At 47.5% G+C, this 14,927-nt stretch carries 15 protein-coding genes; 13 read left to right on the top strand and 2 right to left on the bottom strand.

The window, feature by feature from the left end; translation table 11 throughout:
• The first annotated feature begins 19 nt into the window (after positions 1-19).
• The 9 genes from Y5S_RS01080 to Y5S_RS01040 all read left to right on the top strand — a co-directional run bounded on the left by Y5S_RS01080 (position 20) and on the right by Y5S_RS01040 (position 10,715).
• Positions 20-832 carry a DUF695 domain-containing protein gene (locus Y5S_RS01080; protein ID WP_035229528.1) on the top strand — a complete coding sequence of 271 codons (813 nt, stop codon included), beginning with the start codon at positions 20-22 and terminating at the stop codon, positions 830-832.
• 249 nt (positions 833-1,081) lie between these two features.
• Positions 1,082-2,464, top strand: coding sequence for an ATP-binding protein (locus Y5S_RS01075; RefSeq protein WP_035229526.1), 1,383 nt, complete (start codon positions 1,082-1,084; stop codon positions 2,462-2,464).
• Between the two features lie 165 nt (positions 2,465-2,629).
• Positions 2,630-3,466 (top strand): PIN domain-containing protein, encoded by an 837-nt coding sequence (locus Y5S_RS01070; RefSeq protein WP_052041290.1) that lies wholly within the window; start codon positions 2,630-2,632, stop codon positions 3,464-3,466.
• Positions 3,463-4,452: a DNA-methyltransferase gene (locus Y5S_RS01065; RefSeq protein WP_197055064.1), complete on the top strand. Its 990-nt coding sequence runs from the start codon at positions 3,463-3,465 to the stop codon at positions 4,450-4,452. Before Y5S_RS01070 ends, Y5S_RS01065 begins: the two co-directional genes overlap by 4 nt.
• A gap of 11 nt (positions 4,453-4,463) precedes the next feature.
• Positions 4,464-6,497, top strand: a complete 2,034-nt coding sequence (locus tag Y5S_RS01060) for an ATP-binding protein (protein WP_035229521.1) — start codon at positions 4,464-4,466, stop codon at positions 6,495-6,497.
• Positions 6,498-6,521: 24 nt separating this feature from the next.
• Positions 6,522-7,853, top strand: coding sequence for a DNA double-strand break repair nuclease NurA (locus tag Y5S_RS01055; RefSeq protein ID WP_035229519.1), 1,332 nt, complete (start codon positions 6,522-6,524; stop codon positions 7,851-7,853).
• Positions 7,854-8,270: 417 nt separating this feature from the next.
• Positions 8,271-8,735, top strand: a complete 465-nt coding sequence (locus Y5S_RS01050) for a carboxymuconolactone decarboxylase family protein (protein ID WP_035229517.1) — start codon at positions 8,271-8,273, stop codon at positions 8,733-8,735.
• 4 nt (positions 8,736-8,739) lie between these two features.
• Complete coding sequence (locus tag Y5S_RS01045) at positions 8,740-9,597, top strand: sigma-70 family RNA polymerase sigma factor (protein WP_035229514.1); 858 nt, start codon at positions 8,740-8,742, stop codon at positions 9,595-9,597.
• Between the two features lie 305 nt (positions 9,598-9,902).
• Positions 9,903-10,715, top strand: coding sequence for a class I SAM-dependent methyltransferase (locus Y5S_RS01040; protein WP_231552599.1), 813 nt, complete (start codon positions 9,903-9,905; stop codon positions 10,713-10,715).
• A 55-nt stretch (positions 10,716-10,770) separates the two neighbouring features.
• Here Y5S_RS01040 and Y5S_RS01035 read toward each other — a convergent pair whose 3' ends face one another.
• Positions 10,771-11,274, bottom strand: a complete 504-nt coding sequence (locus Y5S_RS01035; RefSeq protein WP_035229509.1) for a DUF2505 domain-containing protein — start codon at positions 11,272-11,274, stop codon at positions 10,771-10,773.
• Positions 11,275-11,625: 351 nt separating this feature from the next.
• On the opposite strand from Y5S_RS01035, the gene Y5S_RS01030 reads away from it, so the two are divergent.
• The 4 genes from Y5S_RS01030 to Y5S_RS19810 all read left to right on the top strand — a co-directional run bounded on the left by Y5S_RS01030 (position 11,626) and on the right by Y5S_RS19810 (position 13,583).
• A complete protein-coding gene (locus Y5S_RS01030) occupies positions 11,626-12,279 on the top strand; it encodes a glutathione S-transferase (protein ID WP_035229506.1) in 654 nt (217 codons plus the stop codon).
• A gap of 567 nt (positions 12,280-12,846) precedes the next feature.
• Positions 12,847-13,107: a type II toxin-antitoxin system ParD family antitoxin gene (locus Y5S_RS01025; protein WP_231552598.1), complete on the top strand. Its 261-nt coding sequence runs from the start codon at positions 12,847-12,849 to the stop codon at positions 13,105-13,107.
• Positions 13,097-13,381 (top strand): type II toxin-antitoxin system RelE/ParE family toxin, encoded by a 285-nt coding sequence (locus Y5S_RS01020; protein ID WP_035229500.1) that lies wholly within the window; start codon positions 13,097-13,099, stop codon positions 13,379-13,381. The genes Y5S_RS01025 and Y5S_RS01020 overlap by 11 nt, the downstream gene beginning before the upstream one ends.
• Positions 13,382-13,424: 43 nt before the next feature.
• Positions 13,425-13,583: a hypothetical protein gene (locus Y5S_RS19810; protein WP_197055063.1), complete on the top strand. Its 159-nt coding sequence runs from the start codon at positions 13,425-13,427 to the stop codon at positions 13,581-13,583.
• Positions 13,584-13,749: 166 nt separating this feature from the next.
• Here the strand turns inward: Y5S_RS19810 and fadA are convergent, their stop codons facing one another.
• A complete protein-coding gene (fadA, locus tag Y5S_RS01015) occupies positions 13,750-14,925 on the bottom strand; it encodes an acetyl-CoA C-acyltransferase FadA (protein ID WP_035229497.1) in 1,176 nt (391 codons plus the stop codon).
• Between the last annotated feature and the right edge of the window lie 2 nt (positions 14,926-14,927).

Here is a 14,927-nt window from a genome sequence, read left to right as displayed (position 1 = left end):
TCGACAAGGAAGCAATGCCATGAAATGGCCATGGAAGAAGAACAAGAACCAGCAACCCGTACCCGCTGAGGTGCCTGATGCGTGGGATTTTTACCCTTGTCAGGTCGATCATGCGTCGGCGTCCATTTTCCTCAACATGTACTACGCACGCGTCGCACCCCTGGCTAGCCATGGGCACGTGATGTGGACGACGATGCAGATTTCTGATCCGGGCGAGCATGGTATGGGGACACAGGCTGCGGCTGACGTGCTGAATCCCCTGGAAGACGCCATAACCGGCGCTGCCGTCAACGCTGGCCTGCACTATGTAGGGCGGTTGCGTAACAACGGCGACTGGCAGCTGTTCTTCTACGGAAGGGAAGGGCAGCTGGATCTACTGGATAACATCCTGGCCAGAGTCATGAAAGGGCAAGGGCTGGAATACCGCTCAGGCAGCAAGCCCGACCCGGATTGGTCCTGTTACACCGAATTCCTCTATCCCGATACTGAGAGGCACCGGTGGATGATGGACTTCAAAGTGGTGGAGCAACTCCGCAGCCACAACGACCCTCTCGCCGTTCCCCGTGTTATTGATCACTGTGTCGTTTTTCCGGGCAAGGAAGGCGTAGATGAATTCTGCAGCAAGGTGCAGGCGCAGGGTTTCGTAACCGAACTCAACGAGCGGGACGATGAATACAGCCCTTGTGTGCTCGAAGTGCGCCGGGAAGACCCGGTAACCCTGCAAGAAATTCATGCGGTGGTGATGGAGGTGGCTGGGCTGGCTGAGCAGCATGGCGGTGATTACGACGGTTGGGGTTGTTCGGTGGTTAGTGCGGATGAGGTGTCTGCCTGATAGGGTGGCGCGGCTTGGTGAATAAATAGGTTATGGGCGCGGGCGAGAGCTTAACCCAATGTTCTTAAAACAATAATACCATCTGGAGAGGTTATAGGTGCTTTCTTGCAACGATTAGTAAAGCCAAGAAAATTAAATTTGGATATCATTCATTCTGCTGTAAAACGTTTGATTAAAGAAAAGATGGGAAATGGCAGAGCTGTGCTCGCGTCCTAGAAAAACAGTCTATAAAAATTCGAGTGTTAGAGAATGGAAATACGGAAGTTAACCAAAAAGGATGTCCTTAATTATTGCGCGAGGGAAGAAGACCACTTCTTCGATCGAAAAGCCTTTGGAATTAAAGGCGATAAAGTGCAAAGGATCGCTGTCGCATTTGCCAATGCAGATGGTGGTGAGTTTGTCGTTGGTGTTGCTGACGAAAAAGAGGAATCTGATCCGATTAAACGTTGGAAACCAGTAGATAAAATTGAAAAATTTAATCCTATAATTCAGGCACTAAATGATCCAGATCCAGTTATAGAGTACAGGTGTACCTTTTTAAGATACGAAGCGATTCCTGGCTACGTTTTGCTGGTAACAATCGAGAAAGGGCGTCAAGTGCATGAGACTGCCCAAAGAAAAGTTATTGTCAGGAAAAGTGCCCAATCTTTAGAGCTTAAAGGAAATTTCAAGATTGCAGAGTTGGCATATGCAAAAGGTCAGCGCTCATACGAGGACGAACTGATTCCCGATACTTCCATTGATAGTTTGGAGTCATCAGAGTATTTGGCTGAATTTGTAGGGCACCTTCCTTCTGAAAATATCGAGCCTTTAGATTTACTGGTAAAGCAAAATCTTGTAGATAAAGACTGGGTTCCTCGTGCTGCTTCAGTTCTCATGTTTTCAGAAAATCCATCGGCCATGCTTCCTAAGCAATGTGCAATAAGGGTTGCTCGTTATAATACAATGGATGAAGATCCGGAGCGTGATGCACTCACTGATGATATTTTTTCTATTGAAAAGCCAATATTTCACCAGATCACAGATGCGTATGAAAAAATGGTAGAGCTTTTCGAAAAGGTCAAAGTGTGGTCTTTAGACGGGTTCATCCCTGTATCGTATCCCAAAGAAACACTCTGGGAGCTTTTGGTAAATGCTGTCCTTCATAGAGACTACTCTATATCGGATAATATATTCATAGGAATTTTTAATGACAGAGTGGAAATTAAGAGTCCTGGCCGCCTTCCGGGATTTGTGAAAGTGGATAATATTTTAGATAACAGATTTAGTAGAAACTCTAAGCTTGTTCGATTGTTGTCTCGCTACCCTGGCTCACCGAATAAGGATCTAGGCGAAGGCATTAATACTGCATTCCAAAGAATGAGATCTATTGGGAAAAAAGAACCACTAATCGTCGAAGATGGAAACTTTGTAAAAGTGACTGTTCGGCATGAGTTGAATTTGCCCCCAGAGACAGTGATAGTGAAATTTCTAGAAAAGTTTGGTGAAATAAATAATGGTCAGGCAAGGGATTTAACTGGAATTAGAAATTCATCAACAATTTCATCTATCTTCTCTAGGATGAGAGATAAGGGGATGTTGCATAAAAATTATTCTAGTTCAACAGCTAACGTCACTTGGTCTTTAGCTTAAGGCGTGGAAGTGAGTTGTTGTGATTTTCCTGTTATCAGGATTTGCAAGGGCGGGGGTTATTCGTTTGGCTGGGGCTGTTTTGTGGGTAATGAGGATATGATTCCTATGTCACAAACCTTGATAAGTTATTTTCAACGTGGATTGCCGAATTAAGGAAAGCTGTAATTGGATGCTTTAATCTTCATTGATACAAATATTTTTTTGGATTTCTACCGAATAAGAAAATCTGAAATTGGTCTCTCTTATTTGAGGTTGCTAGATGAGCATGCTGATATAATTATAACTGGAAGCCAGGTCGAGATGGAGTATAAAAAAAATCGGCAGGCTGTGATTGTTGAATCTCAAGGAAAATTTAAAAATCCGGATTGGAATAATCTGTCAGTTCCGGCTTTACTCGCAGAAAGCGAAGATGCAAAAAGAATAGAAGAGCTTAAAAAAGAGGTGACTCAGCTTCAAGCTAAAATTAAAAATGAAATTGAAGGCATATTAAAATCTCCTTTTCTGCATGATTCTGTTTTTAATAATCTGGAAAAAATATTTCGCAGTAAGAGTGATTTTAATTTGACAAAAGAACATGCGGACAGAGATCGCATTATAAGGCTTGCTGTGAAAAGGTTCATGCTTGGATATCCGCCTAGAAAGAAAAACGACACATCAATTGGCGATGCCTTAAATTGGGAGTGGATTATTGCTTGTGCACAAAAAAGCCAAAAAAATATTGTTCTGGTGACCAGGGATGGAGACTACGGCGCAACTCTTAAGAACGAATCCTATATTAATGACTGGTTGTGCCAGGAATTTAAAGAGAGGGTTTCCGGAGAACAAAACGTAATTCTGACGGCTAGTTTGGCAAAAGCATTTAGATTTATCGATGTGCCAGTTACTCAGGAAATGTTAGATGAGGAAGAAAGAATTATTGAATCCTATGGAGGGGAAAAGCTGGTTACCGGTTCTGATAAAATCACAGACAAAATATTTGACATATTTAAAATATATGAATGATGAATTTTATGGGCAGAGAATTGTACAAGACAAAATATGGAAAGCTTTTGTTGGGTGATACTATTGAAGTATATAAAAATCATCTTTCCCGATATTACAGTGGCAAGTTTCAGCTAATTATCACATCTCCACCATTTCCTTTAAATAACAAAAAAAAATATGGAAATTTGCAAGGCGATGAGTATCTGCGCTGGTTTACAGAGTTGGCGCCAATGTTCAGTGATCTTTTGACTGATGATGGTTCACTTGTCATGGAGATAGGAAATTCTTGGGAGTCAGGTCGGCCTGTCCAATCTCTTTTGCATCTAGAGTGTTTGCTTGGACTTGTCAAAAACCCTGAGTCTGAGTTGAGGCTGATTCAAGAGTTTATCTCATACAATCCCTCTAAACTTCCATCCCCGGCCCAGTGGGTCACAGTCAATAGATTGAGAACGGTTGACAGTTACACTCATGTTTGGTGGATGGCAAAATCAGATTTTCCAAAGGCTGACAATTCAAAAGTTTTGCGGCCCTATAGTAAAAAAATGGAAAAATTAATTGCATCAAAAAAATACAATTCAGGAAGGCGTCCTTCTGAACATGCAATTAGTGACTCGGCATTTGCTAATAATAACGGGGGGAGTATAGCCCACAATTTATTTGAGCTTGAACAGATTGATCCTAATAGAGATGTAAGGTTGCCGCACAGCGTCTTAAGTTTTTCAAACACAAATTCAAATGACTATTTTCACCGGCGATGCAGAAAAGAAGGCGTCGATCTGCACCCGGCGCGAATGCAAGCCGGTTTGGTGAGTTTTTTTACAAATTTTCTAACGGACGAAGGCGACCTTATTCTAGATCCATTTGGTGGAAGTAATACAACAGGATATGTGGCAGAAAAACTTAAGCGACGATGGATAGTCACCGAGATTAATGAGGACTATGCATATAATTCGATAATAAGGTTCGAGGATCCAGAACTAGGCTCTGTGCTGGAAATAATTTAATGGAGTAAAGGATGATCAGCCAGAAATTAAACTCTATTCTTAGTGTCGATATTTTTGACAAGGGAAAAGATCCGGAAAAATTTGTTGGAAACTTGTTTTACCTCGATTATGAGGCCGCCAATTTACTTGTCTCAGATGCCTGGAAACACAAGGTGAAAGGGGTTCCTCAAGGAGCATTCTTGCTTGCCTTTTATCAGGGGGAGCCTAGCGTTGATGAGGTGTTGCTTCTAAGAGTTATTGGGCACACGAAGCTACCTAGTGATAACGAAGTTATATCCTCAATGGTGGACTATTATAAGCAGGGGGATGATATTAGTGGTCGTGCTGGCGCTGTAAGTAGCAGTGAGCTGGATGATTTTACTCGATATGAGTTTAGTTTTTCCGGTTTGCAGTGCAGAGTGCTTGGTGCTTTTTATAAAGTGCTATCAGGTGGAGAGATTAGAGAAGAGTTTGGTGCAGACGTAGAAAATTTTTATGCAGCAAATAATTATAAGGTTTATAAAGCAGACGGTGATGTATTAAAAAAGATAGTCAATCAGCGGGACTTAGGATTGATACCTGGAAATGAAAATGAATCTAGGATTGGACTCGTTCGCTATAGTTCAACCAGAAGGTTCCAGGCAAGTATAGACGATGTGGAGGTTTTTATTAGTCCTCAAGATTTCGTTGGTAAGCGCACCGCGCTTTTTGGAATGACTAGAACAGGGAAGTCCAATACAGTAAAAAAAATCATTGAGTCGACTGAGCAAATTTCCAGAAGGGCTTCTCAGGAAAACCTGCCTGATGCTAGCGATGATTCTCCTCCCTTTAATAAGCAGACAGGTGCTCCTCAGTATCCCGTAGGGCAAATTATATTCGATATTAACGGCGAGTACGCAAATCCAAATCTACAGGACGAAGGGACAGCTATTTATGAACTCTTCGCTGAGAAGGTGACTAGATACAGTGTTTTGGATAAAAAAGATTTTAAGGTTTTAAAAGTAAATTTTTACAATGAGATCGAGAATGGTTTTGAGCTTATTAAAAGCTACTTAGACGAAAGGGGAGGAGGGGTCGATTACGTTAATAATTTTTTAGCGGTAAACCTGTCCCCGCCTGAAGACTATAGCGTGGACCGTTCAGCAAGTACAAGGTTTGATAGACTTAAAGCAGCTTATTTATGTTGTTTATACCGCGCAGGGTTCTCTGTGCCTTCGAATATGAAACTCATTAAATTTCAAGGAAATAGTGAAATAAATAGTGCTGTATGTGTACCTGGAATAGATCCGTCAAGGGGGATATCACTCGAGGATGCATGCTTATGGTTTGAATGGGTTTGGGAAAATTATGATGAAGACGAAAGCGTATTTGATAAGTATAAGAAGAAAAATGGGAGAGAGTGGGCCAGTGATGATTTAAAGACTTTGATGGTATTTCTAAGTACTTATAAAAAGCCAGGGAAAAATAATCAAGTTAGTGGATATAAAAAAATCAAGACTAAGGATTTATTGCAACTTCATACAAGTAAAACGGATGAGTCGTTTGAGAAAGAGATCCCAAGCCTTCTACGTCGGGGAAAGATAGTAATTGTTGATCTTTCCCAAGGTTCTCCGATTGTTCAGTCGTTATTCTCTGAAAGAATATGCAAGGCGATATTTAATAATTCAATGAATAGATTTGTCCTTAATAAGCCAAATAACTTTATTCAGTTCTATTTTGAGGAGGCTCATAATCTTTTTCCAAAAAAAGAGGATAAAGATTTAAGCCAGATATATAACAGGCTTGCTAAAGAGGGGGCGAAATTACATATAGGTATGGGTTACGCAACACAAGAGGTTAGCTCAATCAGTTCGAACATATTGAAGAATACACAAAATTGGTTTATTGCGCACTTGAACAATAGTGATGAAATTAAAGAGCTAAAAAAATATTACGACTTTTCAGATTTTATGTCTTCGTTGATTAAGTTTAGCTCCAGTAATGATAAAGGTTTTGTTCGAATGAAAACTTATACTAATCCATTTGTTGTTCCTATACAGGTAGATAAATTCTTGGCTGGAAGATAGGGGAGCGTGCTAAAGGGGCTAGTTATGAATTTTAAATCTCGAGCAAATCATTCTCAAATAATTAATGATGATTACATCAGGGCATTTTTGAGCGGGTGTCGTTTTCCCAAAAAGCCAGGGCCAGATGCTGTGTCAGGAGGTGAAATATTACAAGCGATCGAGAAAGTGGATTTGGGATTAAAGCATTTGCTGACGGTTGATGGTAGTTACACTGTCGTTGATGTTGAGAAAGATTTCCCCTCATCTCAGATCGCATTTTTTCAATTTGGTGCGATACTTTTTACAACAGATGATCTCGTAAGTATATCTGATCTGCCATTTATTTCGCCTGATGATATGAAGGCGCTGCAGAATCTACAAAGAATTAAGTTGGCGCTTCCTGTAAAAAATGTCGTTTCTAATAAAAGTTCATCATTGAATGAGTCAATTCGAAAATCTATTTATGATTTTTTTATGAGGGAGCCATCTAAAGAATCAAGTCTAATGGAAACTCTTAGTTGGTTGATTTTTGCTCGGTATTTAAATGAGCCAGATGATTCATATGAATTGGGGACTAACCCCAACTTGGGGGCAGCAGAGGGGAAAGTGGTTCTTAAACGCTGTGAGATGAGGGCCGACTATACTTTTCCAAATGAGTTCGGAGATATTTATTTAACCGATGTTTTTAGGTTGCATGAAGTTATTGACGAGGAGTTTGGAGCAGTTGGCATTCTTGGTTATTTGTCTAGGCTTGTGGAGCAGCTAATTCTTTTTCACTACGTAAGAATAATTTACCAGAGCAGGCCTTCGGTTCTAGGTGATTTTGTTTTTATTTCAAATGGGCCACTTAGCTTTTCTGGGCAAACTGCTAATATGCATAAGGTGGCTAGAAGGTGTGCCAATCATCTTTTAGATAAGAGAGATTTGAATCTTGTTGGTATTGAAAAAAATGGACCGTTTGTCGAGCATGCGCTGAGCATTTGCAAAAATGAGAGTGGTGCTTTTTATCTTTCTAGGAATAGTTTTCTTATACTTAGTAATCATTATATATATAGCTATATAACTCCCGGTGATTCAAATAGAATGCATTACGGAGCGACATCCTATTACGGTGGAAAAGTTATTGTTCATACTGAAGATGGGCAAGTTTTTGTGATTACAATTCCTGTAAGTCATGCTGATGTAATAAAAAAACCCAAAGTGGTTGAGTTTCGTAACCTTGACTTGATTATTAATGTTATCAGGTTGCTGAAATGCGACATGTACAAAGATTCTATAGTTCCAGTAGCTATGGCGAGTAAGTTAATTTCTTTAACGAACCATCCAAGTGTCTCTATCTTGGGAAATTTTGCAAAAGATCTGTCTAGAAAACAATGAGTCATATGTAGGTTTGTCATGATGTTGTCTAGCCTATCGGTTCTCGCTTTTAAATAAAAAGACTTTACTTAAGCAACAGGCCCTTCATCTATTTAGCCATCGGTGTACGCTTGGTTTACTCTGGAAATACCGCCTTCTAAGCTCCGGGGTCAGGTCTTTCATCGTGCGTTTAGTGACGTCAATGGCTTGTCTATATGCTTGTTCGAGACGAGGCGAATCAGGACATCCATCTCTTCCATTCCAGCTCCCACCGGATTTGCCCTCCTAGCTGATTTCAGGCGCGAGGGCATAGTCCTTTGTGTTATCCGCTATTTGAAGGAATGCTGGTTTTTTTGGCGTTAAGCTAACGGTTGATGTCACATTCATCGTGGCTATTTCGTCTTGGTTTTAACAACCACAATAGACGGAGCTTGAACCATGACGTTTAAACTTGATCCTTTCAAAGAAGCCCCGGCCATCATGAACAGTTGGATGGAAGCCTCCACACGCATTTCTGCCAGTCTGGAGGCCTCTTTGATTAACCTGGTAAAAGTGCGTACGTCCCAGATCAACGGGTGCGCCAACTGTATCAACATGCACACGGAAGAAGCCCGGAGCAGCGGTGAAACCGAGCAGCGGCTCTACCTGCTTTCCGCCTGGCGGGAGGCTCCTTGTTTTAGTGATCGGGAGCGTGCGGCGCTGGGTTGGACCGAGTCCCTGACGGAGCTGGCGAAGGGGGTACCTGGTGAGGCGCTACACGAGGCACTGGATGCGCATTTCAGCCATGAGGAGCAGGTTAAACTGACCATGATGATTAATATCATCAATGGCTGGAACCGTATCGCGGTGGGGTTTGGCTTGTGGTACGAGTCCGGGAAGCTGGTAGCCGTGGCAGGAAGGTGAGTGGATGGACAAAGAGACCATGCAGGAAGCGGAGGCGATTTTTGATCCGCTGCGCCCGGTGTTGATGCGGGTGTGCTACCGCATGTTGGGCTCGGTGGCGGATGCCGAAGATATCGTCCAGGAGGCCTTTATTCGTTGGGTCGCGGCGGATCGCAGTGAGGTGGTGGCACCGGAAGCCTTTCTGCGCCGCACGGTGACGCGCCTGTGTCTTGATCAGCTTAAATCCGCCAGGCAGCGAAGAGAGGTCTATGTGGGGGCATGGTTGCCTGAACCGCTGGTGGAAGAGCAGGTGGAGGAGGACATTACCCTGCCGCTGATGCTGGCGCTTGAGCGCCTGTCTCCTCTGGAGCGGGCGGCATTCCTGCTTCACGATGTCTTTGGTGTCGAGTTCGATGAGGTGGCTGAGACATTACAGCGGTCTTCTGAGGCATGCCGCAAGCTGGCTTCCCGGGCGCGGGTACGTGTCCGGGAATCGCGCACGCGGTTTCCGGTGGACAAGCAGCAGGGAATCAGACTGGCTGAAGCCTTTTTTGCCGCGTCTCGTAGTGGTGACATGAAGGCGCTGGGCGAGATGCTGGCAGAGGATGTGAGCCTGCATGCGGATGGTGGCGGCAAGCGGCCAGCAGTGCGGGAGCCGGTGTTGGGCTATGACGCTGTGATGAAGCTGCAGGGGCATCTGGCCATGCTGTTTCAGAAGAAAGGCTCCACCTTTGTCCGGGCGTGCTTCATCAACGGGTTGCCCGGATTTGTGTCCCTGGAGGCGGATGGCGAGCTTCAGACCACCGCGCTGGAGATTGAAAACGGCAAAGTGGCCGGGATTTACGTCGTCCGCAACCCCGACAAGCTCCGCCATTTGCACTGATGGGTTAAATCGCTGGATAACACTATGGGAGAGCGGGGCCAGCTCTCCCATTTCCCAAATATTGATCACGTGTAGTGGTTGATCTCTGAAGTGAAAGATGAGGACACCCACCCATCGGCGAAGAGTTCATGGGTGTCCCAGTTTGGATCTTGACCTAAAGTCGACTTGAAGTGGCATGCTCACGCATAAATCGAGGTGATGTTTCCCGGAGAGTGAGTATGCAAGGTTCAACAGAGACCCCTGACAACCCGTCAACGTTGTGGAAAAGCGTGGGTGGCCGCAACTGGGTGGAATCCCAGCGCCTGATGGATCACCTGTTCAAACCCATTGAAGTGTTGTTGGCTGAGGCGGTGGAATGCCTGTCACCACAGCGCGTTTTGGATATCGGTTGCGGCACCGGCGGGACAACCCGCACGATCAGCCGTTATATGCGAGCTGAAGGCCGTGCAACGGGCGTCGACATTTCAGAGATCATGATTGAGGCGGCACGACAGGGCACGGAAAGGCGCCATAAAGAAAGGGATAGAGTAGAAGAGGAGAGGGTAGAAAGGGAGGCGAGAGAAAAGGAAAACCTGGCCCCGGAGTTTATCTGTGCCGATGCTGCCACTTACGACTTCTGTGAAGGCCGCTATGACATGCTGGTCTCGCGCTTCGGTATTATGTTCTTCGATGATCCGGTAAAAGCCTTTCAGAACCTGAGGCGTGCCGCCGCCAGAGACGCCCGTGGGATGTTCATCGTCTGGCGTTCCCCCAAGGAAAATCCTTTCATGACCGCTGCGGCTCATGCGGCCAAGTCCATCGTCGCACTGCCACAATACGTCCCGGACGCCCCTGGGCAGTTCGCATTTGCAGATCCACAACGTGTGGAAAACATTCTTGAGGCTGCGCAGTGGCATCACATCAGTATCGAACCACTGGATTTCGAATGCTCTTTCCCCGAAACGTCGTTGATAAGCTACTTTACCCGCCTGGGGCCGCTCGGTCGCGTTTTCCCCGATCTGGATGAAACGACGCAAGCCAGGCTTATTCCCGTCGTCAGAGAAGCCTTCGAGCCCTTTGTTTCCGGGGATACGGTGACATTCAATGCGGCCTGCTGGCAGATCAGGGCACGAGCATAAGGAAAAGCGTGCTGCTCAGTACGCAAGGAGTGATTCAGAGGCTCCCTGGCTCATGTCAAAGATAACGCTGCACAAATTCGGCCATGACTTCCTGTGCATGATGTGAGTCGCGTTGGAATTTCTTTTTCAAATCGGCACCCAGAACTTTGGCCAGCTTGTCGCCAACGATCGGGACGTTGATGCTCACTGAGAAATGGAGGTTCAACACGCATCCGTCGTTTTCATCGGCCAGCGTCATATCGCATTTCACCACGGCGGGCATGCCTTTGAATTGAATGTCGAGGTGGCCGCGCAGAGTGGTTTGATCCCAGCTATCGACTTGCACAACGGTAATGGTGTCGGGAACAAACTTGCGTGCAAAGGCTGGAACGTCGACATCAATATCTACCTGACGGCTCACGGCAATGCGGGTTTTGCCGTCGTCCTGTTGTTCGTCAAGCAGCTGAATATTGCTGGCGCCGGCCCCAGTGTATTTCGTGATGAAATAGTCTTTATCGCCGAAGACTTGCACTACAGCGCAAGCGGGGAAGGGGTAACGGTTTGATTCATTAAATTGCATAGCCTTCTCAATAAAGTCGGTGCCCGGTGATACCTGATGAGGGTGAGATTAGCGTCGTTGTGCTGTCTGTGTCATTGGCTGGTTGACAGCCTGACACCACTGGAGAGCCAAAATCATTGGGCGTTTCCGGAACGCCAGGCAAAGCCGTCAGCACATCTGCTGATCCAAAATGAAAAGGACATCCCCCCAATGGCGATGAGCTGAGTCTCCTGACGGGGCGCCGGTTCAGTAGTATCCTTTCCCTCTGCGCACCTTATGCGTTGGTTTTATCGATAACCATTTTAGTGGTGAGCAGAGATACCGGTTCCCTGCCGCATAAATACACCCGAGTTTCAGTTGTGAAATATCGCTATGACGATTCCATCTCATTGCCTGTATTCCTTTCGCCGATGCCCCTATGCCATGCGCGCCCGGCTGGGTATTTTGTTTGCGGGTTTGCAGGTTGAGCTGCGGGAAGTGATCCTGAAAAATAAGCCCGCGCAAATGCTGGCGATAAGCCCTAAGGGAACCGTGCCGGTTTTGCAGCTTGCGGATGGTGCTGTCATTGAAGAAAGCCGGGATATCATGGTGTGGGCTCTTGAGCAGCAGGATCCACAGGGGCTGTTGGACGCAACGATCTTGCCTCAGGCGAATGACCTGATTGAGCAAAACGATAATGAGTTCAAGTATTGGCTGGACCGCTATAAATACGCCGACCGCCATGTGGAGATGACTCAGGAAGAGTATCGGCAACGAGGGGAGGCGTTTCTTCAGGTCTTGGAGGCGTTGCTGGAGAAAAGCGCCTACCTGCTTGGGGAGGCACCGAGCATAGCGGATATTGGCATCATGCCGTTTGTTCGCCAATTCGCCCATGTTGATCGCGATGTCTTTAGCCAGCTGCCTTACCCGAATCTGCAACGGTGGTTACAGCACTGGTTGGAGCACCCTCTGTTTCTTCAAACCATGGTCAAGCTGCCAGTATGGCAGGAGGGTGATGATGGGGTGGTTTTTCCTTCCGGCTCCTGAGTGAATGCCAGGGTTAGGTCTCCCATTTCCCAAATGCTGATCCTGGTGGACGGGCGAGCTTCCAAACCCCGCTTCGCGGGATCGCCATGCAAGCATGGACTCCTGCGGCCAAGTTAGGTCTTGATGGCTTTGCGTGCGGCGTGAAGCGTGATGCAGCCGCGAAGCGGCCAAAGAAAAACCCCGGCGGGTAGCCGGTTTTTTGTTTCCTCCCTGCCCTTGTGGGGCGGGGCCGGAAATTCGCATCCGGGCCTGAGTACCGGTTTGCACAAAAGAAAAGGACACCCATCAATTCGCAAATCTCTTACGCGCCTGATGGCCATTATCTGATGGCAAGGTCTCGTCACTGCTGCCTATGGTGGACGCAGAGCATATCGAATCAAATGACGAGGCCACCGTATGCCGCATGCGTTTGATGAATTATCTGGTGTTGGTCGATGTGCCACTGGCAGGGCCCTGGCATGAAGCCGGGTGCCTTTGGTTCCCGCGGATAAGTGGCGTTGTCTTCGTGTCAGGCGCATTTATACTACTTGGTAGTGTAAATGCGCCTGAGCGAGGTGTGAGATGGCGATGGTAAAGAAGAGTATTACGGTGACGGATCAGCAGGATAGCTGGATCAAGGCCCAGATTGAGAGCGGTCATTACGGGAACGAAAGTGAAGTGGTGCGAGAGTTGATTCGTGAGCGCCAGCTGCGTGAGCAGGAAATGGAACGTGAACTGGAAGTGATCCGAGCGAAATTACGGGAAGCGGAGCGCAGCGGCTTCACGGAGCCGAACCCTGCAGAACTGCTGAGAGAGATCCAGGACGGATTGGGAAGGGATGAGGTATAGACTCAACGATGAGGCCAAAAGGGATGTAGCCCGATTGTACTGGCGTGGTGTAGAGGCATTTGGTGAAGAGCAGGCGGTTCGCTACTTTAGAGCGCTAATGGAACGCTTCGATGTGATAGCCCAAGCGCCATACCGTTATCCTGCTGTTGAGCATATTGCGAAGGGATACCGGCGTAGTGTCTGCGGTGTAGACAGCATTTACTACAGGCTGAATGGTGGAACGGTTGAGATTATGCGGGTGCTTGGTCGTCAGGATATTGATAAGAATTTATAGCATCCAGGCTCTACCATGCAGCTGAAATTTTGGAGTGGCGGTAATGTTTAAGAAAAAACAGAAGGTCGTGGAATCGACCCCTTTTTCTGACTTTATCCGAAACGCTTCTTCTGCAGAGCGAAAGCGGGTGTATGGCCGTGTGCTGAAAAAGGCCTCCGAGCGTCAGAATCGGCTTGTTGAGGAAGTTAGCAAGGCCGAGTAGCTCAAGCCTCTATCTAATTCCCCAAAAGAAAAACCCCGGCGGATAAGCCGGGGTTTTTTGTTTCCAGTCCTGCCCTTGTGAGGCGGGGCCGGAAATTGGCATCCGGGCCTGAGGCCGGACCAAGTCCGGCGTCAGGCGGCGGGTGTCAGGCTTTATACACGTTCGCTTACACGCGCTCAATGATGGTAGCGATACCCTGACCCAGGCCGATACACATGGTGGCCAGGCCGAGCTTGCCGCCTTTCCATTCCAGTACGTTCAGCAGGGTGCCGGTGATACGCGCACCGGAGCAGCCCAGCGGGTGACCCAGGGCGATGGCGCCGCCGTTCAGGTTCACTTTCTGGTCGGCTACGTCCAGCAGCTTCAGGTCTTTCATGACGGGCAGGGACTGGGCGGCGAACGCTTCGTTCAGCTCCACGTAGTCGATGTCGTCGATGGTCAGGCCTGCGCGTGCCAGGGCCTTCTGGGTGGCCGGTACGGGACCGTAACCCATGATGGCGGCGTCGCAGCCGGCAACGGCCATGGAGACGATCTTGGCGCGGGGCTTGAGGCCCATTTCTTCGGCCTTGGCAGCGCTCATGACCAGCATGGCGGACGCACCGTCAGACAGGGCAGAAGCGGTACCGGCAGTCACGGTACCGTTGGCCGGATCGAACACCGGACGCAGTTTCTGCATGTCGGCCAGGGTGGCACCGGGACGGATCACTTCGTCGATTTCACACAGGACCTTGTTGCCTTCGGCATCGTGACCTTCGATGGGAACGATCTCGTTCTTCCAACGACCTTCCTGGGTAGCTTCCCAGGCCAGGCGGTGGGAACGTACACCGAACTCGTCCTGCTGCTCACGGCTGATGCCGTGCATCTTGCCGAGCATTTCTGCGGTCAGGCCCATCATGTTGGAGGCCTTGGCGGTCACCTTGGAGATCTCCGGGTTGATGTCCACACCGTGATCCATGGCCACGTGACCCATGTGCTCCACACCACCGATGACGAACACGTCACCGTTGCCGGTCTGGATGGCCTGGGCAGCGGAGTGCAGGGCCTGCATGGAAGAACCACACAGACGGTTCACGGTTTGCGCGGCGCTGGTGCGCGGCAGGCCGGCCAGCATGGCGATGTTACGGGCGATGTTCATACCCTGTTCTTTGGTCTGGTTTACACAACCCCAGATCACGTCTTCGGTCTGCTGAACGTCCCAGCCCGGGTTACGCTCCATGAGTGCTTCGATCAGCAGGGCAGACAGTTTCTCGGCACGCACGTTACGGAACTGGCCATTACGGCTCTTGCCCATGGGAGTACGGACCGCGTCGACGATTACTACGTCATTAGGATTCAAGCTCATTT

Source organism: Alcanivorax nanhaiticus (genome assembly GCF_000756665.1).
In the GTDB taxonomy this organism is placed as follows: Bacteria; Pseudomonadota; Gammaproteobacteria; order Pseudomonadales; family Alcanivoracaceae; genus Alcanivorax; species Alcanivorax nanhaiticus.
Note: the sequence above shows the minus strand (reverse complement) of the source record. Positions and strands in the feature narration are given on the sequence as shown.

Coding starts and splice junctions, on each gene's coding strand:
- Y5S_RS01055 (WP_035229519.1), top strand. CDS start 6,522: ATGAATTTTAAATCTCGAGCAAATCATTCTCAAATAATTAATGATGAT.
- Y5S_RS01060 (WP_035229521.1), top strand. CDS start 4,464: ATGATCAGCCAGAAATTAAACTCTATTCTTAGTGTCGATATTTTTGAC.
- fadA (WP_035229497.1), bottom strand. CDS start 14,925: ATGAGCTTGAATCCTAATGACGTAGTAATCGTCGACGCGGTCCGTACT.
- Y5S_RS01050 (WP_035229517.1), top strand. CDS start 8,271: ATGACGTTTAAACTTGATCCTTTCAAAGAAGCCCCGGCCATCATGAAC.
- Y5S_RS19810 (WP_197055063.1), top strand. CDS start 13,425: ATGTTTAAGAAAAAACAGAAGGTCGTGGAATCGACCCCTTTTTCTGAC.
- Y5S_RS01080 (WP_035229528.1), top strand. CDS start 20: ATGAAATGGCCATGGAAGAAGAACAAGAACCAGCAACCCGTACCCGCT.
- Y5S_RS01030 (WP_035229506.1), top strand. CDS start 11,626: ATGACGATTCCATCTCATTGCCTGTATTCCTTTCGCCGATGCCCCTAT.
- Y5S_RS01020 (WP_035229500.1), top strand. CDS start 13,097: ATGAGGTATAGACTCAACGATGAGGCCAAAAGGGATGTAGCCCGATTG.
- Y5S_RS01035 (WP_035229509.1), bottom strand. CDS start 11,274: ATGCAATTTAATGAATCAAACCGTTACCCCTTCCCCGCTTGCGCTGTA.
- Y5S_RS01025 (WP_231552598.1), top strand. CDS start 12,847: ATGGTAAAGAAGAGTATTACGGTGACGGATCAGCAGGATAGCTGGATC.
- Y5S_RS01075 (WP_035229526.1), top strand. CDS start 1,082: ATGGAAATACGGAAGTTAACCAAAAAGGATGTCCTTAATTATTGCGCG.
- Y5S_RS01065 (WP_197055064.1), top strand. CDS start 3,463: ATGATGAATTTTATGGGCAGAGAATTGTACAAGACAAAATATGGAAAG.
- Y5S_RS01045 (WP_035229514.1), top strand. CDS start 8,740: ATGGACAAAGAGACCATGCAGGAAGCGGAGGCGATTTTTGATCCGCTG.
- Y5S_RS01040 (WP_231552599.1), top strand. CDS start 9,903: ATGGATCACCTGTTCAAACCCATTGAAGTGTTGTTGGCTGAGGCGGTG.